The sequence below is a fragment of the Paracoccus maritimus genome, from assembly GCF_025195095.1.
Classification (GTDB): Bacteria; Pseudomonadota; Alphaproteobacteria; order Rhodobacterales; family Rhodobacteraceae; genus Paracoccus; species Paracoccus maritimus.
This window is the reverse complement of record NZ_JANAVZ010000001.1, coordinates 215,431-237,975: the sequence shown is the minus strand read 5'-3', so window position 1 is coordinate 237,975 and position 22,545 is coordinate 215,431. Positions and strand designations below refer to the sequence as shown.

The 22,545-nt window shown below is 68.7% G+C and carries 10 protein-coding genes; 8 read left to right on the top strand and 2 right to left on the bottom strand.

Features of this window, described 5'->3' with window-relative positions; translation table 11 throughout:
* Positions 1 to 80 precede the first annotated feature (80 nt).
* From MU516_RS01070 to MU516_RS01035, 8 genes are all read left to right on the top strand, one after another.
* The gene (locus MU516_RS01070; protein ID WP_260275360.1) at positions 81 to 920 is read left to right on the top strand and encodes a glucosamine kinase nucleotide-binding domain-containing protein; all 840 of its coding nucleotides are present in this window, start codon (positions 81 to 83) and stop codon (positions 918 to 920) included.
* A complete protein-coding gene (locus tag MU516_RS01065) occupies positions 917 to 1,687 on the top strand; it encodes a GntR family transcriptional regulator (protein ID WP_260275359.1) in 771 nt (256 codons plus the stop codon). The genes MU516_RS01070 and MU516_RS01065 overlap by 4 nt, the downstream gene beginning before the upstream one ends.
* Positions 1,684 to 2,709: an SIS domain-containing protein gene (locus tag MU516_RS01060; RefSeq protein ID WP_260275358.1), complete on the top strand. Its 1,026-nt coding sequence runs from the start codon at positions 1,684 to 1,686 to the stop codon at positions 2,707 to 2,709. Before MU516_RS01065 ends, MU516_RS01060 begins: the two co-directional genes overlap by 4 nt.
* On the top strand, positions 2,709 to 3,851 hold the full coding sequence (nagA, locus tag MU516_RS01055; protein ID WP_260275357.1) for an N-acetylglucosamine-6-phosphate deacetylase: 1,143 nt from the start codon (positions 2,709 to 2,711) through the stop codon (positions 3,849 to 3,851). Before MU516_RS01060 ends, nagA begins: the two co-directional genes overlap by 1 nt.
* 137 nt (positions 3,852 to 3,988) lie before the next feature.
* Positions 3,989 to 5,215 (top strand): glutathionylspermidine synthase family protein, encoded by a 1,227-nt coding sequence (locus MU516_RS01050; protein WP_260275356.1) that lies wholly within the window; start codon positions 3,989 to 3,991, stop codon positions 5,213 to 5,215.
* Between the two features lie 20 nt (positions 5,216 to 5,235).
* Positions 5,236 to 5,820 (top strand): DUF1190 domain-containing protein, encoded by a 585-nt coding sequence (locus tag MU516_RS01045; protein ID WP_209054763.1) that lies wholly within the window; start codon positions 5,236 to 5,238, stop codon positions 5,818 to 5,820.
* Positions 5,821 to 5,940: 120 nt separating this feature from the next.
* Entirely contained in the window at positions 5,941 to 6,282 is a 342-nt protein-coding gene (locus MU516_RS01040; protein ID WP_260275355.1) for an ArsR/SmtB family transcription factor, read from the top strand.
* On the top strand, positions 6,279 to 6,749 hold the full coding sequence (locus MU516_RS01035) for an SRPBCC family protein (protein WP_260275354.1): 471 nt from the start codon (positions 6,279 to 6,281) through the stop codon (positions 6,747 to 6,749). Before MU516_RS01040 ends, MU516_RS01035 begins: the two co-directional genes overlap by 4 nt.
* A gap of 173 nt (positions 6,750 to 6,922) precedes the next feature.
* On the opposite strand, the gene MU516_RS01030 is transcribed toward MU516_RS01035, so the two are convergent.
* Both MU516_RS01030 and MU516_RS01025 read right to left on the bottom strand, forming a co-directional pair.
* On the bottom strand, positions 6,923 to 7,465 hold the full coding sequence (locus tag MU516_RS01030; RefSeq protein WP_260275353.1) for an invasion associated locus B family protein: 543 nt from the start codon (positions 7,463 to 7,465) through the stop codon (positions 6,923 to 6,925).
* Positions 7,466 to 7,490: 25 nt separating this feature from the next.
* Complete coding sequence (locus MU516_RS01025) at positions 7,491 to 22,259, bottom strand: autotransporter outer membrane beta-barrel domain-containing protein (protein ID WP_260275352.1); 14,769 nt, start codon at positions 22,257 to 22,259, stop codon at positions 7,491 to 7,493.
* Between the last annotated feature and the right edge of the window lie 286 nt (positions 22,260 to 22,545).

The window sequence follows — 22,545 nt, the reverse complement described above, 5'->3', positions numbered from 1 at the left end:
ATTTGGATTTTACAGTGCTATCGAACTTTCCTCTTTTCATTTGGTATTGCTTTGGTATCTTATGCCTCAAGGAGGCCCGAATGGCATTGTTTCTGGGAATCGACGGTGGCGGCACGGGATGCCGCGCGGCGCTGGCCGATGCGCAGGGGCGCATTCTGGGCCGCGGCGCGGGCGGACCCGCCAATATCAACACCAATGTCCAACGCGCCGCCGCCAGCATCATGGATGCGACAAATCAGGCACTGGGAGACACCGGCATCGATCCGCGCGACCTGATCGCGACGCTGGGACTGGCGGGAGGCACGATGCGGCAGGCGACGCAGCGCCTGACCGTGTTGCTGCCGTTCGCACGTATCCAGATCGTCAATGACGGAATCACCACGGCGCGTGGCGCGCTTGGGCCCGGCGACGGAATCCTGGCCGCGATCGGCACCGGATCGGTCTTCGCCGTCCAGCGCGCAGGCCAGATCCGGCAGGTCGGCGGGCGCGGCTTTCTTCTGGGGGATGAAGGCAGCGGCGCCGTTCTGGGCCGCAGCCTGATGGCGCTGGCGATCAGGGCCCAGGACGGGTTCGCACCGATGACCCCGCTTCTTCAGGCGATCCTTGATGAACATGGCGGCATCGAAGGCATCATCGAATTCGGCAATCAGGCCAGCCCCGGCGATTTCGGCGCGCTTGCCCCGCGCATCGCGGGCAGCGACGACCCGGCCGCACGCAGCATCTTCGGCGAGGCGGTGGGGCAGATACGCCACATCCTGACCACGCTTCAGGCGGGCGACAACCTGCCGGTGGTCTTCGTCGGCGGGCTGGGCACGGCTTATGCCGCGCATCTGAACAGTCCTTGGCAGGTCCATCCCGCCCTTGGCAGCAGCGTCGACGGCGCCCTGGCGATGGCCCGGCAGATGGAGGATCGGGCATGAGCGACCTGTTTTCGCCCGATACGTTCAGCGACAGCGGCGGCGGGCCGCTTTATGTGCAGCTGCACCGACGGATCGCCGAAGCCATCGCCTCGGGCCGCCTCAAACCCGGCGACAACCTGCCGCCCGAGCGTGAGATGGCGGCGATGACCGGCCTGTCCCGCGTCACCGTGCGCAAGGGTGTCGAGGCGCTGGTCGGGTCCGGGCAACTGATCCAGAAGCGCGGCTCGGGCACCTTCGTCGCGCCCCGGGTCGAACGACTGGAACAGGCGCTGTCGCTGCTGACCTCGTTCACCGAAGACATGGCAAGGCGCGGACGTCAGGTCGAAAGCCGCTGGATCGCGCGCGGCCTGCATGCCCCCGCCCCAGAAGAGGTGATGGCCCTTGGGCTTGGGGCAAACGACCGGGTCGCCCGGCTGGAACGGGTTCGCAGTTCCGACGGCGTTCCCCTGGCCATCGAACGCGCCTCGTTGCCCGCCTCGATCCTGCCCGACCCCGAGGGCGTGGACCGCAGCCTTTACGCCGTGCTGGAAGGCCGCAATCTGCGCCCGGTGCGCGCGGTGCAGCGCATCTCGGCCGCCAATCTTGCGGTCAAGGACGCCGATCTTCTGGGCGTGCCCCCCGGCGTGGCAGGCCTGCGGATCGAACGCGTTTCCTATCTGCCTTCCGGGCAGGTGGTCGAATTCACCCGATCCCTCTATCGCGGCGATGCCTATGATTTCGCCGTCGAGCTGAAACTGGCCCCCGAGGCCGAAAGGACATCGACATGACCCAAAGCCACATGGCCCGCGAAGTGGCCGAAATCCCCGAGGCCGCCGCCCGTTTCATGGATGCGTCCCGCGACGCCGTGATCGCGGCCGGCCAGTCGCTGCGCGAGCGCGATCCGACGGTGATCGCGACCGTCGCGCGCGGATCTTCAGACCACGCCGCAACCTATCTGAAATACGCCATCGAACTGCAGGCGGGGATTCCCGTCGCGTCGGTCGGCCCATCGGTCGCCTCGATCTACAAGCGGCCCCTGCGACTGGGCGGTGCGGCCTGTGTCGGCATTTCGCAATCCGGGCGCAGCCCCGACATCGTGGACCTGATGCGCGCGGCGGGTCAGGGCGGGGCGCTGGGGATCGCGATCACCAACCATGCGGACAGCCCGATGGCCGACGCCTCGGCCCACTGCCTTGCCTTGCAGGCGGGCGAGGAAAAAAGCGTCGCCGCCACCAAGACCTTCGTCAACTCGGTCCTGGCGGGGCTGGCCCTGGTGGCCGAATGGCGACAGGACGACGACCTGCGGGCCGCCGTGGCGGACCTGCCCGACGCACTCGCGCAGGCCGTTTCGATGGACTGGTCGCCGCTGTCGTCGCGCCTTGCGCGCGCATCGTCGGCCTTCGTCCTTGGACGCGGCCCCGGCTATGCGATCGCCTGCGAATCGGCCCTGAAGATGAAGGAAACCTCGGGCATCCACGCCGAAGCCTACAGTTCGGCCGAGGTGCTTCATGGCCCCGCCGCGATCGTGCAGGCGAATTTCCCGGTCCTCGCGCTTGGGGTCGAGGATGCCGCCCTGCCGCATGTGGTCAGCACGGCTGAACGGTTGGCCGCGCAGGGCGCCGATGTATTTGTCACCGGCGCGGACGCTGCCGGCACCACGCGCCTGCCATCGGTCCCCGGACTGCACCCGATTGTCGCGCCGCTTGTCGCGATCGCCAGTTTCTATGCCTGTGTCGAGGGGTTGGCACGGCGGCGCGGCTTTGATCCCGACACGCCGCCGCATCTGCGCAAGGTGACGGAGACGGTCTGATGCGACATGTCATTGCGGGCGCACGAATCTTCGACGGCTTCCGCTTCTGGCAGGATCACGCCCTGGTCCTGGATGGCAGCCGAATCGCCGAGATACTTCCGGCGGGCGAGGCCGGCACGCCCACCGAGAGGGTGCAGGGAATCATCGCGCCCGGTTTTCTGGACCTGCAGGTGAATGGCGGCGGCGGGCTGATGGTGGATGGCACGACGGATGTCGACGCGCTGCGGACGATCTGCGACACACATCGTCAGCTTGGCTGCGCGGGCGTCCTGCCTACCCTGATCACCGACACGCCACAGGCGACGGCACGCGTGATCGACGCAGGGGTTCAGGCCGCGCGGATGAACTTGCCCGGCTTTCTCGGGCTGCATCTGGAAGGTCCGCATCTGGACCCGCGCCGAAAGGGCGCCCATGATCCGGCGCTGGTGCGACCCATGGAGGATGCCGACCTTGCGATTCTGTGCGACGCGGCGCGCGCCCTGCCCGCGTTGATGGTGACGCTGGCCCCCGAGGCCGCGACGCCACGACAGATCAGGGCGCTTGCGGGGGCTGGCGCGATCGTCAGCCTTGGCCACAGCGATTGCGACTATGAAACCGCATGCCGCGCCTACGATGCCGGGGCAAACTGCGCCACGCATCTGTTCAACGCAATGAGCCAGATGGGCCATCGCAGCCCCGGCATGGTCGGCGCGGTGCTGGCGGGCCAGGGGTTCGCAGGGCTGATCGCCGACGGGATCCATGTTCACCCGGCCGCGATGCGGGCGGCGCTGCGGGCACGCACCGACGGCCTCTTTCTGGTGTCCGACTGCATGGCCTTCGCGGGCACCGACATGACCCGGATGGCCCTGAACGGTCGGCCTGTGCTGCGCGGGAACGGTCGCCTGACGCTGGCCGACGGCACCTTGGCGGGTGCGGATCTGCGGATGGATCGCGCCATCGCGACCCTGGTCGGTCAGGTCGGCATCACCCCTGACCGGGCACTGGCGATGGCGACCTCGGAACCCGCGCGGGCCATCGGAAAGTCCGACAGGTTCGGCATGATCGCCGCCGGGCGCCGCGCGGATCTGGTTCTGCTTGGCAACGATCTGTGCCTGACCGGCATCTGGCAGGAAGATGGCTGGCGGGAACCGCTGGCCGCCTGATAAACGACACCTTCGGCACGATGCCCAGACCGCGCGGGCGGGGGGTCCGGGGGGCGGCAAGCCCCCCGGCCATCGCGGGACGCAACCTGCCTCGCTTGGATCTGGCGCAACGCCCGCCCACAGGCTAGGGAAGACACATGGAAAAGATCACCCTGCCCGAGCGCCCCGACTGGCGCGACACCGCCAGCGAGGTCGGCTTCACCTTCGCCGACATGCATGGTGAACCCTACTGGGACGAAAGCTCGGCCTATCGTTTCTCGCTGCGCGAGATCGAGGATGACATCGAAGACCCCTCGACTCAGCTTCACCAGATGTGCCGCGAGGCCGTGTCGCGCATCGTCACCAGCGAGGAACTGATGTCGCGGCTGGGGATTCCCGACCCGCATCGCGATCTGGTCGCGGATAGCTGGCGCAGGAACGAACCCGAGATCTATGGCCGTTTCGACCTGGCCTATGACGGGCAGGGACCGGCGAAGCTGCTGGAATACAATGCCGACACGCCGACCTCGCTCTATGAAAGCGCGGCGTTTCAGTGGCAGTGGCTGGAAGATCAGCTTGCAGCCGGTGTGCTGCCCCAAGGTGCCGATCAGTTCAACGGCATCCACGAGGCGCTGGTCGAACGGTTCCGGGCCCTGTTCGCCCCGGATACCGACCTGCATTTCACGGCCGTTGCCGGCAATCCTGAAGATTACGCCACGGTCGAGGCGTTGGGCTGGGCCGCGCGCGAGGCCGGGCTGGGCGCGCATTACAGCGATCTGGACAAGATCGGCATCAGCCCTGACGGTCAGTTCGTCGATGCCGAAGACCGCGTGATCGGCACCTTGTTCAAGCTGTATCCGTGGGAGGATCTGCTGGCGGACGATTATGCCGCGCGGATCGCCGGATCGGGCTGCATGTTCCTTGAACCTGCATGGAAGGTCCTGTTGTCGAACAAGGGCATCCTGCCCGTGCTGTGGCAGATGTTCGAGGGCCATCCCAACCTGCTGCCCGCCTTCTTCGCCGATGACGTCGCAGGGGCGCTGGTCGAGGGCGGGCGCCCCGTCGCGGATGTCGCCGACAGCTTTGGCCGCGCGAATGATGTCCTTCGTGCCGGGCATGTCGTCAAGCCGATCTTCTCGCGCGAAGGGGCCTCGGTGTCGATCGTCGAGGATGGCGAGGTCACGGAAGCCTCACCCGCCAGCGATTACGACCGTCACCCGCGGATCGTGCAGGCCTATCATCCCTTGCCGGTGATGGACGGGTTCCGACCCGTCATCGGCGCCTGGATCGTCGGCGACACCTGCGTGGGGATGGGGATGCGCGAGGACCGCGACCGCATCACCCGCGACCTGTCCCGTTTCAAGCCGCATTTCATTTCCGACTGATCCACGCTAGGAATATCAGCATGAGAAAACGTTCCAGCACCGTTGCCCTGACCATTCTCGGCGCCGCATCGTTCGCGCTGGCGGGCTGCAAGGAAGAACAGGTGGACGCGCAGGCGTTTCCCGACCTTGCCAGCTGCCAGGCGGCGGCGACCGATGGCGGCCTGTTCACGGCCGATCAATGCCAGCAGGCCTTCGCCGATGCCGAGACGCTGCATGTCGAGGCCGCGCCCCGATATGAAAGCCTTGCGGTCTGCGAGGAACAGCATGGCGAAGGAAACTGCGGCTCCGAAGCCGAACAGGTGCAAAACGGCGGATCGGGCAGCATCTTCATGCCGCTGCTGGCCGGATACCTGATCGGCAGCATGCTGGGCCGCGCCGGCGGCGGCATGGCCGCATCGCAGCCGATGTATCGCAACGCCTCGGGCGGGTTCACCAACGCGGCCCGGACCAGCAGCTTTTCGGCCAATCAGGGTCGCGCGACAATGGGCGCACAGCAGTTCACGCGCCCCGCGGCCACCGCGGGCAAGGCGCCGATGACACGCGCCACGGCCGCTTCGCGCGGCGGCTTCGGCGGCACCGGCGGATCGCGCGGCTTTGGCGGCTGAAAGCCGGCGCATCGCGGCGATCCGGTTGCAGGGCTGTGACGCCTTACCTTGCCCGCATCTTCAGTAAGGCAAACGGCTAACAATTCTTGACGACCCGACCGCGGCCCGATACTTAGTCATATGGCTAAGTCAGACCCGAACCTCGACCTGTGCTTTTCCGCGCTGGGTGATCCGACACGTCGCATGATCCTGCACCGCCTTGCGCGGGGCGATGCCAGCGTCAGCGAATTGGCCGCGCCCCACGACATGGCGCTGCCATCCTTCATGGGCCACCTGCGGAAGCTGGAAGAGGCCGGACTGGTCATCTCTACCAAGCAGGGCAGAACCCGCATCTGCCGGCTGGCCCCCGATGCCTTCACGCCCGCAAGGGACTGGCTGACGGAACAGCGCGACATCTGGGAGGGCCGTCTTGACCGATTCGATGACTACGTCACCGACCTGATGAAGGAACGCAGCAAATGAACCTGGACCCTGAACGCGATCTCAGCTTCGCGCGCACATTGAATGCACCCCGTTCGGTGCTGTGGGAATGCTGGACCACGCCAAAGCACCTGATGAATTTCTTCGTGCCAAGACCCCACAGCCTTGTCGCCTGCGATATCGATCTGCGGGTCGGCGGCAAGTTCAACACCACCATGAATGTCGATGGCGCCCATATCGAAAACACCGGGGTCTTCCTAGAGATCATCAACGGCAAGCGCCTTGTGTTCACCGACGGCTACAGCGAGGGCTGGGTGCCCGCCGCCGATCCGTTCATGACCGCCATCATCGAATTCGAGGACGATGGGAATGGCGGCACGACCTATACCGCGATCGCCCGGCATCGGTCTGCGCAGGCGCGACAGACACACGAGGACATGGGCTTCTTCGATGGCTGGGGCACGGTTGTCACCCAGCTTGAGGAATACGCTCAGACACTGGGCCGATAACGCGCGGCCCCCGCAAGCATGGGGATGGTTGATCGGAACACCGCCACTTTTCGCGCAACAGCGGCGGGGCGGAACATCGCTGCTCATGCCGCCACTTCTGAAGCCCGCCGACGATCTTGCGGACGATGGCAGCCTTGGCCGGAAAATGATCCGGCCCCGCGAGACACCGTCGCTCAGGGCAGCATGTCGTCGGCCTTGCTGAAGCCCCTCAGCTGGAAACTCAGGGCGATATCGCGACCGTCGCGGCCCCTGACCGACGCAGTCAGCTGTTCCCCTGCACGCATCGCCTGCAACCACGCATCATCGACCGGGCCAGTGGCATAGCAGCCCTGCCCGTCGCAGCTGTCATATTGCAGGGTTCCCACGTCATTGTCGTCCACAGACACCGTTACGCCTTCCGACAGGGACACACCGAACGGCACCGTCAGCACGGCCTCTGTCGCATCCTGTCCGGCCACGCGCGTGAAAGATGCCGTCGCCAGTCGCTGGTTCCCCTCCGAGACGATCAGGCTTTGCGAGAATTCGCACAGCAACTGGTCCGGGTTTGCCTGGTTCGAACAGGAAATCAGCCAGAGCGGCGCTTCGGGCGGGGTTTCCGCCGCCGGTGCCTGCTGCTCGGCCGGCTGCGCCTGGGGCGCTTCGCCCTGCGCGGTCGCGTCGGTCCCGGTCAGCAATGTCAGCGCCACGGCCAGCGTCGTCGCGGTATTCCAGATCATGTCGTCCTTTCCATATTTGCAATTGTCAGAAACGCATTCCGAAGCTGAGGCTGGCGGTATGACCGACAGTTCCCTGACGTCCCCATTCGCCCTGATAGCCGACATTCATGTAGCCGTCCCCGTCCTTGCCATAGAAGGTCATTCCGGCCTTCAAGCGGCGGGTACGGTCGCTGATCTGGCTGTAGTTGCGGAACGTGCCGTCGGACGGGTCCGCGCCCGGGAAGGTCGCGTTCACATACACGTCGTCGGCGTTCGAGAATGTCATCTCGCCGCGCAGATAGGCGCGCATCCGGTTCTGGCCATCGGTCGCGATGTCGGTGCCCAGCTCGACCGATGGCGTCGCCGACAGGACCCACTGGCTGGTCTTCTTCAACTCCAGCCCATAGCGGTCGCCGCCTTCACTGGCCGAGGCCGAATGCAGCCATGTCGCATCCAGGTCCAGGCCGGGCCGCAGATAGAAATTGCTGCCCGCCGGCTGATAGCGATAGCCGCCGCCAAGCCGGATATTGGCCTGGCTGATGGTCTGGCTGACATGGGCCGTGCCCGCCGTCACGACATCGCCGTTGGGCAGCACCCCCGAGATGCCGATCACGCGGGTCGCATCCGCATCGCCTTTGCTGCCGGACAGCTGGCCATACACCTCCCACGGGCCGCGATAGGTCGCCAGCGAGACGCCAAGATGGGCACGCTTGCCATCGGCCATGAACCGGTCGCCGTTCGACATGCTGTAATTCTCGAACCCGGCGGCCATGCCCAGATACAGCTCGTCCCCGACCGGCATCCGCATTCCCGCCGAGAAGGTCGAGGTGTCCAGCGCAAAACGCTTGCTTTCGCTGGTCGCGTCGCGATCCAGATTGGCGGCTTCGGCCGCGATCCAGTAACAGGCGCGCGGATCGTCCGCCGCGCCAGCCATGTTCGCCTTGTCGCAATTCGACATCGTGCGCGCAAACTGCCGGCCTGAATACAGCGCGCCGACCTGCGTCGCCGCATAGCCTTCCGAACTCAGCCGGTCCAGCGCGTCGATCACCTCGGCGCGGGTCTGCATGTTCGCGATCAGCGCGAACATCGGCCCCATCTGCGCCGACCCCTGCCCGGCCAGAACCCGTCCGATGTGATCGCCAAGCAGCCGTTGGTTTCGATTGCTGCCGGCCACTGCGAAATCGGCATCTGCCAGCAGGTTGATGCTGCTGATGCCGCCCGACCGCGACACATCGATCGAATAGTCGATCACCACCGTATCGACGACGCGCGTGCTGTCGTCGATGGCCGAACCCTCGGCCTGGATCAGCGCAAGCGGCGCCGTGCGCTGCAACAACTGCAGGACCGGCCGGATCGTGCCCGACAACGTCGCGTCGCCGGACACACGGATCAGGTCGCTGTCACCGCCCGCCGCGCCATCGGTGCGGAAATAGACATCGGGCGTATAGGTCGCGCTGCGACCAAAGCTCAGCGATCCGGTCAGCTCGGTGGTCTGGCTGACATTCTGGGTCAGTCGGAACTGGGTTGCACGGGTCCGGACGCCAAGGTTGCGCCCACCGGCCAGATAAGGATCGCCGCCCAGATACAGATCGCCGTCGATCCGCATCGCACCGTCATCGCCCAGATCGATCCGGTCCAGCGCGGTAAAGCTTGCGCCGCGCGTCACCGCCAGCCGGTTGGCACCTCCGCCCAGATCGACGTTGCCGACCGCGCCGCCGTTCAGTGTCACCTGATCGGCACCGCTGCCGCCCGAAAGGATGCGGTCGTTGAGCGACATCAGGAAGCTGCCCGAGGACAGATCGACCGTGTTCACCGTGCCGCCATCAATGACGATGGCCGCCGGACCCGCTGTCGATCCCGCGGGCCGGGTCGGTGCGCGGGCCGACAATACGCCGCCCGACGCTGTTCCGCTGCCGCCGACGATCACGCCGTCCAGCGCCACCGAGATGCTGTCCGCGCCATCGCGGCCCGCCGATTGCGCCATCACGGCGATGCCATCCCGGCCAAGCGACAGGATGTTGCCGGTCAGATCCATATCGATCGCACCGCCGCTGCCCGCGCCGCCCGCGCTACCGCGATACAGCCCGTCCACCGCACCGCCGCCGCCGCCAAGGCTTTGTGCCAGGACTCCGACCGCATCCCGACCGGCCGTCAGGACATAGCCGCGATTCTCAAAGCCGATATCGCCGCCGTCGCCACCATTTTCATCGGACAGGTTCACGCTCAGCGAACCGGCACGCAGGTCGGTCGCGACCATGCCGCCACCGCCACCGATCGACTGCAGCACGAAACCATGCGCCCCACCCCCCGCGGTCTGCACGTTGCCGCGATTGGCCAGCCTGATCGCACCGCCATCGCCGGTCGAGCCGTCGCTGGCCCCCAGGGTGACTCGGGCACGATCCAGCCCTGCCATCATGGCCTGCCCACCGCCCGCGCCGATCGACTGCACGATCTGGGCGCTGGCGTGATCGCCGCGGGTCGCGACCGCGCCGCGCAGGCGCAGCGACACGTCGCCACCATCGTTGCGGAAGGACGGATCGGCACCCAGCGTGACATTGGCGCTGCGCTGCCCCGATCCGGCTTGCCCGGCGCCGGTATTCAGCATCAAGCGACCACCACCACCACCCACGGACTGGGTCAGCCCGCCGGCAGACATGTCGCCGCGCGTCTCGACCGTGCCGTTCCGGCGGGCGGTGATGTCGCCGCCCCCGGCATCATTGGTGTTCACCGCGCCCAGCATGGCATTCAGGCTCAGATCCCCGGTGCGGCCGGCCTTCACATCCGTCACTGCCGTGCCGCCGCCGCCGCCGACGCTTTGCAGCAGCATGCCCGTTGACCGCGCCGCCGTCGTCAGCATGTCGCCGCGATGAACCTGGGTTACGTCCGATCCGACACTGCCGCTGACATCCTCGCCGCCAAGCGACAGGCTACTGGTGACACCGACATCGGGGCCGGTCTCGGGTGCCGCCGCCAAGGCCCGCGCCGACGCAGCCTCGGTCTTGGTGAAGTCCAGGAAGGTCTGGACGTTGCCACCGCCGCCATTCACCGACTGGCTGAGGATCGCTTGGCTGTTCGCGCCCAGCACGACGATATCGCCGGTGCTGTTCACGGTAACCGTGCCCGCCGTCCCGTCGGTTCCGGTGCGTGCGCCCAGAAGGGTCGAGATGACATAGTCCGCCGCCATCGCCACGGGGGTCGAGATCGACAGCCCTGCATTGCCGCCCGCACCGCCGACCGACTGCGCGAAGATGCCATAAGCGTTGTCGCCACGCACGGTGATCATGCCGCTGTGGGTGACGGTGACATCGCCGCCATCCGCACCGTCGCCGCCCGCGCCACCCACGGCCAGCTTGGTATAGGATTGCCCCTTGGCCTGTGCAGCCAGGTCGTTCAGCGACAGCGCTATGGCCATGCCGCCATTGCCACCGCCGCCGCCGACGGATTGCGCCAGCACGCCATAGGCGCCGTCGCCCGCGACGTCGATCTGCCCGCCATTCGTGACGCTGACCGCGCCCGACGCATTGCCGCTGCCGCCCGAGCCGCCGACATTCAGTGCCATGGTCGGATCCGAAGACGTCCCCTTCTGCAGGGTCGCGGTGCCGGTGATCGAATAGCCGCCATTGCCGCCGCCGCCGCCGACAGACTGTGCCAGCACGCCATGTGCAGCCGCGCCCGTCGTGACGATCACCCCGTCATTGCGGACATCGACCGCGCCGCCGGTGCCGCCGGTGCCACCCGAACCGCCGATCCCCAATTGCAGACCCTGCTGCCTGACCTTGGCGGTGCTGCCGGGACGGCTGACCGATACCGACAGGACATCGCTGCCGTTGCCGCCGCCGCCGCCCACCGATTGCGCGAAGATGCCGTGGCTTTCCGCGCCAGAGGTCTGGATGCGCGCGCCCGAGATGTTGGCCACGCTGACCGCGCCGCCTGCCGCGCCCGTCCCGCCCGAGCCGCCGATCAGCAGCGCATTGCGGGAACTGTTGTCGGCATTCGGCCCGGCGATGATGTTGCGCACATATTGCGCGTCGCCACCGCCGCCGCCCACGGCCATCGCAAGGATGCCTGCGGATTTCTTGCCCGAGGTGATGATCGTGCTGCGGTTGGTGACGTCGACATCGCCCGACACCGCGCCGGTGCCGCCGCTGCCGCCGATCGACAGCGTGGCGGTCGTCGCGATGGTCGAGCGCAGATTGACGATGGTGTTGTCCACCAGACCGCCCATGCCGCCACCGCCGCCGACCGACTGCGCAAAGATCCCATGCGCGGATTCGCCCAGGGTCGTCACGATCCCGCCGCTGTCCACCGTCACGTCGTCCGAGGTCATGCCCTCACCGCCGCTGCCGCCGATATTGATCGAGGCGGTGGTGCCGATCTCGGCCCCCTTGATCAGGTTCTTGGCGATGCTGAGCGCCGTGGTACCGCTTTTCACATAGCCGCCGGTGCCGCCCGCCCCACCCACGGATTGTGCCATGATGGCGGTGGCGCGCGCACCTTCGGTCGCAATCCGGGCCGTGCTGGTCACATCGACCGTGCCGGATACGCCGCCGGTGCCGCCGCTGCCGCCGATATTCAACGAATAGGAGGTGCCCGCACCCGCCGCACCGCCCGCGCCACCGCCGGTGCCGCCGCCGCCGCCCACCGATTGCGCAAAGACGCCGTGGGAATCATCGCCCATCGTATAGATCAGACCGTCCGCTCCGGCCGTGACATTACCGGACGCGCCGCCTTCTCCGCCTTCAAGGCCAACGCTCAGCTTGAAGGTCGTGCCCTTCTTGTCGTTCGTCTTGGGCGTGGTCAGCGAAACCGAGGTCGCGCTGGAATTGCCGCCGCCATTGCCGATCGACTGCGCGAACAGCCCGTGCGAACGGGCGCCGCGCGTCACCACGTCCCCATCGCTGCTGGCGATGACATCGCCCGCGGTGCCGCCCGTTCCGCCGGTGCGGCCGATCTGGATCGCGACATTGCCGCCCTCGCCGCCATTGGTCAGCGAGGTATAGCCGGCATTGCCGCCGCCGCCGCCGACCGACTGCGCAAAGATGCCGTGCGCGTCATCGCCATGGGTGTCCACGTCGCCGGTATTGGCGACGGCGACATCGCCGCCCGAGCCGCCATCGCCGGTGCCACCGCCGATGGCAAGGCCGAAGCCCTTGTTCTTGTCAGTGTTGCCGGTTTCGAAGATCAGGCCCAGATTGAAGGCCGCGTTGCCGCCGCCCCCGCCAAGCGATTGCGCGAACACGCCGTGACTGCCGTTCTGCCGGGTTTCGACATCGCCGAAATGGGTCACATCGACCTGCCCGCCATTCCCCGCGTTCCCGGCCGAGCCGCCGATGGCGACGACAGCCGAATTCACCTGCTTGCCGCCGCTGGGGGTGGTGGTGCTGGTCTTGCCTTCAAGTTCGTCAAGGACCGAGTTGAAATTGGCGATCACGCTGTCATCGACACCGGTATTGGTGGGCGTCTTGCGGTCCCCCGCGGTGCCGCCATTGCTGCCCGATCCGGTCGTCTTGCTGAAGCCCAGCACCGCGTTGATCCCGGCGTCGCCGCCGCCGCCGCCGATGCTGCTGGCCTCGATCCCGTGCGCGCCGACGCCATCGGTGTCGATCCGTCCCGCCGCTGCCGTCTCGGTGCCGCGCGTCACGCTGACATCGCCCGCATCACCGCCGCTGGCCCCGAAGCCGCCGACCCCGATCGCCACCGGAGAGCTGTCCTTGGTGCCGACCGCCGTGACATTCATGCCGCCCGTGCCGCCGCCACCGCCGATGGATTGCGCGAAGATGCCGCGTGCGTGATAGCCGCGCGTGGCGATATCGCCGTCCGAGATCACATCCACATCGCCCGCATCCGCGCCGACGCCGCCATGGCCGCCCAGCCCCGCCACGACGCTGAGATCGGTGGCGCCGCCCGTGCCTTCGGAACTGCCCCAGTTCAGCTGGCCGCTCACATTCATCCCGCCATTGCCGCCGCCACCGGCGACCGATTGCGCGAAGATGCCGTGCTTCCAGTTGCCTTCGACACCGATCGTGCCGACATGATCGGCCAGGACATCGCCCGAGACATTCGCCGCGCCACCAAAGCCGCCGATTCCGAAGGTCACCGACGGGATCTTGCCGTCCTTGCTCAGCGCGATGCCGCCCGACACGTTCAGGCCGCCATTGCCGCCGCCGCCGCCGATCGACTGCGCCAGCAGGCCGGCCGAGCCCTCGGATTCCGGCAGTTCGTCACCCTTGAACAGGCCCAGATCCACGAACAGCGTCTTGAGACCCTTTGAATCGACCATGTCTTCGGCTTCATCGACGATGGTATCACCCAAGATGTCGCGCAGCTTGGCCTCGAAACTATCATCGTCGGGTTCGCCGAAATCGTCCGGATCGGTGGTCACGCCGATATCGGCGCGCGCCGTCACGGTCACATCGTCGGCGCGTCCGGCATTGCCGCCCATGCCACCGACACCCACGATCAACGACGTGTCGGACACGATTCCGCCCGACACGTTCAGACCGCCATTGCCGCCGCCGCCGCCGACCGACTGCGCCAGAATGCCCGAGCGTCCGGTGCCGTGCGCGGTGATTGTGCTGCCTTCGGCCACGTCCACACCGACCGTGCCCGCGTTGCCGCCCGTTCCGCCAAAGCCGCCCACACCGACCAGCACGCCATAAGACTTGCTGCGGTCGGTCTGGCCCGCGCCGGGCTTGCTGCTGATCGCGACGCCCGCCGTCACGTTCACACCGCCGTCGCCGCCGCCGCCGCCGATGGATTGCGCGACGATGCCGTTCGCGCCCTGCGTCTGGTTCAGCGTGATCGTGCCGTCGCCGTTCACCGTGCGCGGCAGCGCGGTCAGCGCGCCCGAATATCCAAGTTCGACCGCACCGGCATCTCCGCCCCCGCCGCCGAAGCCGCCGACACCGGCCGCGATGGAAAAGATTGTGTTCGACCCCGACGGTTTGGTCAGCGCCAGCGTGCCAGAGATATTCGTGCCGCCCGTGCCGCCGCCGCCGCCAAGCGACTGCGCCATCAGGCCATGCGCGCGGTTGCCCATCGTGCCGACCGTGCCGGTCACGTCCAGGCCGACCGTTCCCGCGTCGCCGCCCGCGCCGCCGAAGCCGCCGACGCCAAGCGCCACAGCAGCGCCTGACTGGCCGGTCAGGCTGACCGCGCCGCTGACATTCAGACCACCCGCGCCACCGCCGCCGCCCACCGACTGCGCCAGAACCCCGATGCTGTCATCGCCGCGCGTCTGGAAGCTTTCGGTCGCGGCACTGGTCGCGACAGTGCTGGTCACCGCGCCGCCATTTCCGCCGCCTCCGCCAAAGCCACCAACGCCAAGCGATCCCGCGCCGCCGTTCTGCTGCGTCAGGTTGATGCTGCCGGTGACATTGGTGCCGCCGTTGCCGCCACCGCCACCAAGGCTTTGGGTGACGATGCCCGAACTGCGGTCGCCAAAGGTTAGCACACCGCCGGTATAGGTCGAGGCCGTCAGGGCGCCGGCATCGGCACCGCTGCCGCCGAACCCGCCGACACCCAGCCCAACCGCCGCGCTGGTCTGGCGCGACAGCGACACGGCACCGCTGACATTCAGCCCGCCATTGCCGCCACCGCCGCCAAGGCTCTGGCTGAGAACGCCAATCGAATCGTCGCCCGACGTCTGGGCATAGCCCGCGACCGTGTGATCGACCGAACCGGCCTGTCCGCCGCCGCCGCCGAACCCGCCGACGCCAAGGCCGACCGCCCCCGAGAAGCTGGACCCGACCGAAATGCCGGCCGAGACGTTGATGCCGCCATTGCCGCCGCCGCCGCCAAGCGATTGTGCCACAACCCCGGCCGAGCGGTCCCCGAAGGTCAGCGCGGTGCCGGTATAGGCACCAGTCACGTCGCCCGAGATCCCGCCGCCACCGCCGAAGCCGCCGACGCCGATGGCCGCCGCGCCACTGCCGTTGCCCGCGATGCTGACCGCGCCGCTGACATTCAGCCCGCCATTGCCGCCGCCGCCGCCGACAGACTGCACCATCACGCCCGTTGAATTTTCCCCCAGCGTGGTCACGTCGCCGGTCACGCGGCCGGTCGCGGTGCTGCCCGCTCCGCCCAGACCGCCGGCCCCGCCGATCCCAAGGCCGACCGCGCCGCTGGACTGGCTGGACAGGCTGACCGCGCCACTGACGTTCAGCCCGCCATTGCCGCCGCCGCCGCCAAGCGACTGCACAAGCACACCGCCCGAGCGGTCGCCCTCGGTCCGTACGTCACCAGCCATGGTTCCTGTGGCTGCGGCCGCATCGCCGCCGCTGCCGCCGAAGCCGCCGACGCCGATGGCCGCCGCACCGCTGCCGCTGCTGGCGGCGCTGATCGCGGCAGACACGTTGATGCCGCCATTGCCGCCGCCACCGCCAAGCGATTGCACGGTCATGCCCGTCGAATCGTTTCCAAGCGTCAGGACATTGCCGCTCATGCTGCCGGTCGCACTGTCCGCCGCGCCGCCGCCGCCACCCATGCCGCCGACGCCGATGGCCGCCGCGCCGCCGCCGCTTCCGGCAACACTGACCGCACCGCTGACATTCAGCCCACCATTGCCGCCGCCACCGCCAAGCGACTGCACAAGCACCCCGCCCGAACGGTCGCCCGCCGTAGCGACATCTCCGGTCAGCGCGCCAAAGGCCGAAGCCGCGTCGCCGCCACCGCCGCCAAAGCCACCCACGCCAATGGCAGCGCCGCCGCCGCCGCTGCCCGTCGCGCTCAGCGTGCCGGACACGTTGATGCCGCCATTGCCGCCACCGCCGCCAAGCGACTGGATGGAATAGCCGGCGGAATCCGCCCCGGCCGTGGTCACATTGCCGGTCATCGTGCCGCTGGCCGTCCCGGCATTGCCGCCGCCGCCGCCCATGCCGCCGATGCCGATCGAAGCCCCGCCGCCGCCACTGCCGGACAGGTTGACGAAACCTGCGACGCTCAGGCCGCCATTGCCGCCACCGCCGCCGGCCGACTGCACCAGCACCCCGCCGGAACGATCCCCCTCGGTCAGCACATCGCCCTCGACGCTGGCCTGTGCCGCAGCGGCGTCCCCACCGGCGCCTCCGAAACCGCCGACCCCAATGGCCGCACCGCCACCGCCGCTGCCGGACGCGGTCAGGCTGGCCGAGACGTTGATCCCGCCATTGCCACCGCCGCCACCCAGCGACTGAACCGTAATTCCGGCGGAATCGACGCCCGCCGTTTCAACATCTCCGGTCACGCTGCCCGTGGCCGTGTCGGCCGCACCGCCACCGCCGCCCGCGCCGCCGATCCCGACCGACGCAACGCCCGAACCCGTGCCAGCAAGGCTGACCGCACCGCTGACATTCAACCCGCCATTGCCGCCGCCGCCACCGGCCGACTGCACCAGCACCCCGCCGGACCGGTCCCCGGCGGTGACGATATCGCCCGACATCGTTCCCGACGCAGCCGCGGCCGCGCCGCCATCGCCGCCGAAGCCACCGACACCGATCGACACCGCGCCAGACCCCGTGCCCGCCGCGCTGAGCGTTCCGGCGACGCTGAGGCCGCCATTGCCGCCACCGCCGCCAAGCGACTGCACCGTGAAGGCCGAGGAATCCGTACCCGCCGTCGCCACGTTGCCGGTGACTTCTCCGGTCGCCGTCCCGGCAGCGCCGCCGCCGCCACCAAAGCCCCCGACCCCGACGGCCACACCGCCGCCGCCAGTGCCCGCCAGGTTTACGGTGCCGGACACGCTGAGTCCGCCATTGCCACCGCCGCCACCGGCCGATTGCACCAGCACGCCGCCCGAGCTGTCGCCCAGCGTCGTCACGTCGCCCGTCAACGTGCCGGATGCCGCCGAGGCCAGTCCCCCGTCACCGCCAAACCCGCCGATCCCGACCGAGGCCGCGCCGCCGCCCGTCCCGGCCGCGTTCAGCGCGCCAGCTATGCTGATCCCGCCATTGCCGCCACCGCCGCCAAGCGATTGCACGGCCATGCCCGAAGAGTTCAGGCCGACCGTAGTGATATCGCCCGTCACCCGCCCGGTCGCCGTGTCCGCATCGCCGCCGCCGCCGCCGCTGCCGCCAAGGCCCACGGCCAGCGCACCGCCTCCGGTGCCGCTAAGGTTGACTGCGGCAGAAACGCTGATGCCGCCATTGCCGCCACCGCCGCCCGCGGATTGCACGACAACGCCTGACGAGTTTGCGCCAAAGGTCACGACATTGCCGGTGACCGTGCTGTCCGCGGCCGCGCCGTCACCGCCGTCACCGCCACTGCCGCCAAGACCTACCGAAACCCCGCCCGATCCGGTCCCGGCGCCGGTCAGGATGGCCGAGACGTTCAGCCCGCCATTGCCGCCGCCGCCGCCAAGCGATTGCACGGTCACGCCGCCCGAGTTGATGCCCACGGTCGCGACATCGCCGGTCAGCGACGATGTAACCGTGCCCGCATCGCCGCCCGCGCCCGCCGCGCCGCCAAGACCGACTGACGCGCCACCCGATCCCACGCCCGCGACCGCGACCGCCGCGCTAACATTCATGCCGCCATTGCCGCCACCGCCGCCAAGCGACTGCACGACCAGCCCGCCCGAACTGTCGCCAAGCGTGGTCAGGCTTCCTGTCACATCGCTGGTCACTGTCCCGCCAGCGCCGCCACCGGCACCGCGCCCGCCCATCCCGACGCCGACGGCACCCGAACCCGTGCCTGCGCCGGTACCCGCCGCCGTGACGTTGAAGCCGCCATTGCCGCCGCCGCCACCGACCGACTGCGCGACCACCGCCGCCGATTGATCGCCCCGCGTCAACACGCCGTTGGCGACCGTCAGAGCGACGCTGCCGCCATTGCCGCCGCCAGCGCCGCTGCCGCCCAGCCCGACCGAGATCGCGCCCGATCCGACGCCAGCGCCGGTCAGCGTCGGCGTGATGCTGAAGCCGCCATTGCCGCCGCCGCCGCCGATGGATTGGGCCAGAATGCCGGTCGACGCATCGCCGCGCGTTTCGACATTCGCCGATGTCGCTGCGGTCACCGACGCGCCGTCACCGCCGCCTGCGCCGCTGCCGCCAAGTCCCACTCCGACACTGCCCGCACCGGTGCCAGCAAACGACAGGGCCGCACTGACCGTAAAACCGCCATTGCCGCCGCCGCCGCCAATGGATTGTGCGACAAAGCCTGACGAGGCGAAACCATAGGTCAGGATGGTCCCGTTCGAGGTCGCATCGACCGCACCCGCAGCGCCGCCTCCGGCACCGCTGCCGCCCAGCCCGACACTGACCGTGCCCGCGCCGACGCCCGCGCCCGCGACCGAGCCCGCCACGCTGAAGCCACCATTGCCGCCGCCGCCGCCGATCGACTGCGCCACGACACCCGACGACCGGTCGCCCTGCGTCCAGACCGCGCCATCGCTGGTCAAGGTCACGGCGCCTGCCGCAGCACCTGCGCCGCCGCCACCGCCAAGGCCTACGCTGACCGCGCCGCTGCCGGTTCCGCTGCCGGTAATGGTTCCGGCCACGCTGAAGCCGCCATTGCCGCCACCGCCGCCGACGGATTGCGCAAGAATGGCGGTCGAATCGGTTCCCTCGGTCGTGACGTCGCCAGTAACCGTCGTGGTCACCGCGCCGCCCGCGCCTCCCGAGCCTGCGCCACCGCCCAGACCGACCGCGACCGAGCCGCTGCCGACGCCCGCACCAGAGACCGCGCCCGACACGGCAAATCCGCCATTGCCGCCACCGCCGCCGATGGACTGCGCGACAACGCCCGCAGACCGGTCGCCCTGGGTCGACACGTCGCCGTTCACGGCCGCGATCACGGTGTTGCCCGCGCCGCCCGACCCGCCTGAACCGCCCAGCCCCACAGTCACATTGCCTGCCCCGGCCCCGCCGCCCGCAGCACCAGCAGCGATGCCGAAGCCACCATTGCCGCCACCGCCGCCCACGGACTGCACCACGATGGCGCCTGAATCGTCGCCAAGCGTATCCACGGCGGCGTCTACGCGCGCGTCGACCACACCGCCCGCGCCGCCACCGCCGGCCGAGGCGCCGATCTCGACATTGACGTTGCCCGCGCCCGCACCGGCACCGTCGGCCCCGGCTGCAATCGCATAGCCGCCATTACCGCCGCCGCCACCCACGGATTGCGCCAGAACGCCAGTCGAGAAGCGACCGCGCGTGCGGATCAGGTCGCCGCCCGCGATCAGGTTCACGTCACCGCCCGCGCTCGCCGCAGCACCGCTGCCCGCGACCGCGACATTGATGCCTGCCGCGCCGCCTGCACTGCCGTTGACGCCCGCGGCGATGCTGCCACCGCCATTGCCGCCGCCGCCGCCAATGGACTGAACCATCAGCGCGGTCGAACTGTCGCCCACCGTGTTGATGTTCGAATCGGTGTAGACGCGGACCCGGCCTCCGGCACCCCCACCAGAGGCCGAGCCGCCCACGCCGACCGACACGCTGCCCGAGAAGATCAGCGAGCCGCCGCCCGAACCGGCAACCGCCAGCCCGCCATTGCCGCCGCCACCGCCGATCGACTGGAACAACATCCCCGTCGAGCGATCACCCGTCGTGACCACGCTGCCGGAAAATCCGGGCGCGGTCAGGTTGCCGCCGCCGTCGATCGTGCCGACGCGCACTTCGCCGCCCGCACCACCGGCGGCGCCCGATCCGCCAACGCCCACCGCCAGCGATCCGGAAACCGGTCCGCCCGATGCCGCCGCCGCGACCGAATAGCCGCCATTGCCACCGCCACCGCCTACGGATTGCATCAGGATGCCCGTGGCGTCGTCACCGGCGGTCTGGACCGAGGCATCGCCGCTGCCGGTCAGGATTGCCGTGCCGCCCGCGCCGCCGGCGCCACCTGACCCGCCGACCGACACCGAGGCGGCGCCGAACGCGCCCACGGCCACCGACACCGCGCCGCCGCCATTGCCGCCGCCGCCGCCCACGGACTGCACGAAGACGCCAGTCGCGCGGTCGCCTTCGGTCCGGATCTGCGATGGCTGGCTGGCATCCGTGTCGGACAGCGTGACATTCGCGGTGCCGCCCGCGCCACCCGCCGCGCCGCCACCGCCGACGGCAACGCCCACAAAGGCGCCGACTGCACCGGCCGATCCGCCATTTCCGCCGCCACCGCCGATGGATTGCGCAAGAATGCCCATCGCGTCGTCGCCGCGCGTGGTGATGACACCGTCGTTGACGATGGTCACGGTGTTGCCACTGCCGCCGCCCGATCCCGTTCCGCCGACGGCGACCATGCCCGCAGACGACCCGCCATCGCCACCACCGCCACCGATGGATTGCGCGACGATACCGCGCGCGCCGTCACCCGTTGTCTCGATCCGGCCCAGATTGGTGACGCTGACGGCCGCGCCGCTCCCGCCGCGCGACCCGGTGCCGCCGATCCCGACAAGGCCGAACGCATTCGCGCCCTGCCCGCCGCTGCCACCGATCGATTGCGCCATGATCCCGTCAGACAGAAGACCGGTCGTGACGATCGACCCGGTGCCGGTATTGGTGACGCTGACCGCGCCGCCCGACCCGCCGTTCGATCCCACGCCACCCAGCGCCAGCGATACCAGACCGGCCGCCGTGCCTCCCGCGCCGCCACCGCCGCCGATGGACTGTGCCATGATCCCGCGCGACAACGCGCCCTGGGTCTGGATCGCACCCGCGTTGCTGACATTGACCGCAGATGCGTTGCCGCCGTTGTCGGCGCTGCCGACCAGCGACACCAGCAGATTGCCACTGATCCCCGCCGACCCGCCCGAGCCGCCGATCGACTGCGCCAGAATGCCGTTGGCGAAATCGCCGGTCGTCAGGATCGTGGCACCGGCCATGGTATTCACATCGACCTGCCCGCCGTCGCCGCCAAAGCCGCCGCTGCCGGACTGGCCGACAAGCCCCCATTGGTTGCCGCCGTTTCCGCCGTTATTGCTGACGCTGAGTGCATAGATGCCATGCGCGTTCGTGCCGCTGGTCGAGATTTCGCCAGACTGGTTCACGGTGACATAACCGCCGTCGGAACTGTGCCCGCCGGTGCCGCCGCCGGGCGCCGCGAAGCCGCTGCCGCCGTCGCCGGCGCGGCCGCTGCGGCTGTAGGCGAAGATGCCGTAGTTGTTTGTTCCGGCGGTCTGGATGGTGCTGGTGGCGCTCTGCGTGGCGATCACCCGACCGCCTGCACCGCCATCGCCGCCATCGCGACCGTCCCAGAAGCTGAGATAGGAATCGCCGCCGCGCCCACCCGCGCCACCGACGCTGCCGATTTCCCAGCCGATATTCGAGGTCGCGTTGACGTCGCTGCTTAGTGTCTGGACCTGGGTCGGTCCCACCGCCCCGTCACCGCCCGAACTGGGCGGCACGAACAGCGCGCCCGCGCGTCCATTGCTGCCGTCGCGACCGAAGACCACCTGCCGCACGCCGTTCGGACCGCTGACATCCACCGGCGGGGTCAGGTCTCCGGGCGTTCCGGTGCTGTTGAAATCATCGTTGAACGCGGTCGTCGTCTGTCCCAGCGGAAAAGCCTGCGTGCCTGTCGCGCCGGGGCTGGTGACCTCGGCGTCGCCGCCGCTTATGCTGCCGATGGTGAAGGCGACGGGCGGGCTGTCGCTGTTATAGAACGTCTCGCCCGCCGCCTTGACCAGGAACGTATATCCATCTGCGGTCTGGACGAAGGCCGTGTCGCCGGCTGTCGGTGTGCCCGCCGGATCGACCAGCAGCGCGCTGACCGTCGTCTCGGTTCCAGTGACCGGGTTCGTGACCGGATCGCCAACAGCAGAAGTTACGGAGGGATCCGGGGGGGGCGTGGTCTGTGCCTGGACGGGCTGGGCGACGCCGACCGATATGGCGAGCGCTGTCACCATCAACGTTCCGGGGGCGTATGCACCCAGCGGAACCAGCGAAGTAAACATCAACAGCGCACCCCGTGCGGTTGTGCAGACGAAACGTTGCATAACAACCTACCGATTTGATTTCGCGGTGTCGCAGCGTTGGGGTGATGCCGCGAACTCGCCTTCCAAAAAGCTCTGCCAAGCCTGCCATGTCAATAAATTTTCTGATAATTCTTCGGATTTTTTAACTTGAAGTTCGCGCAAAAACGTATTTTCGCAATCCCGAGTCGCGCCCAGATCTCGGCGGAATACCGCGCAA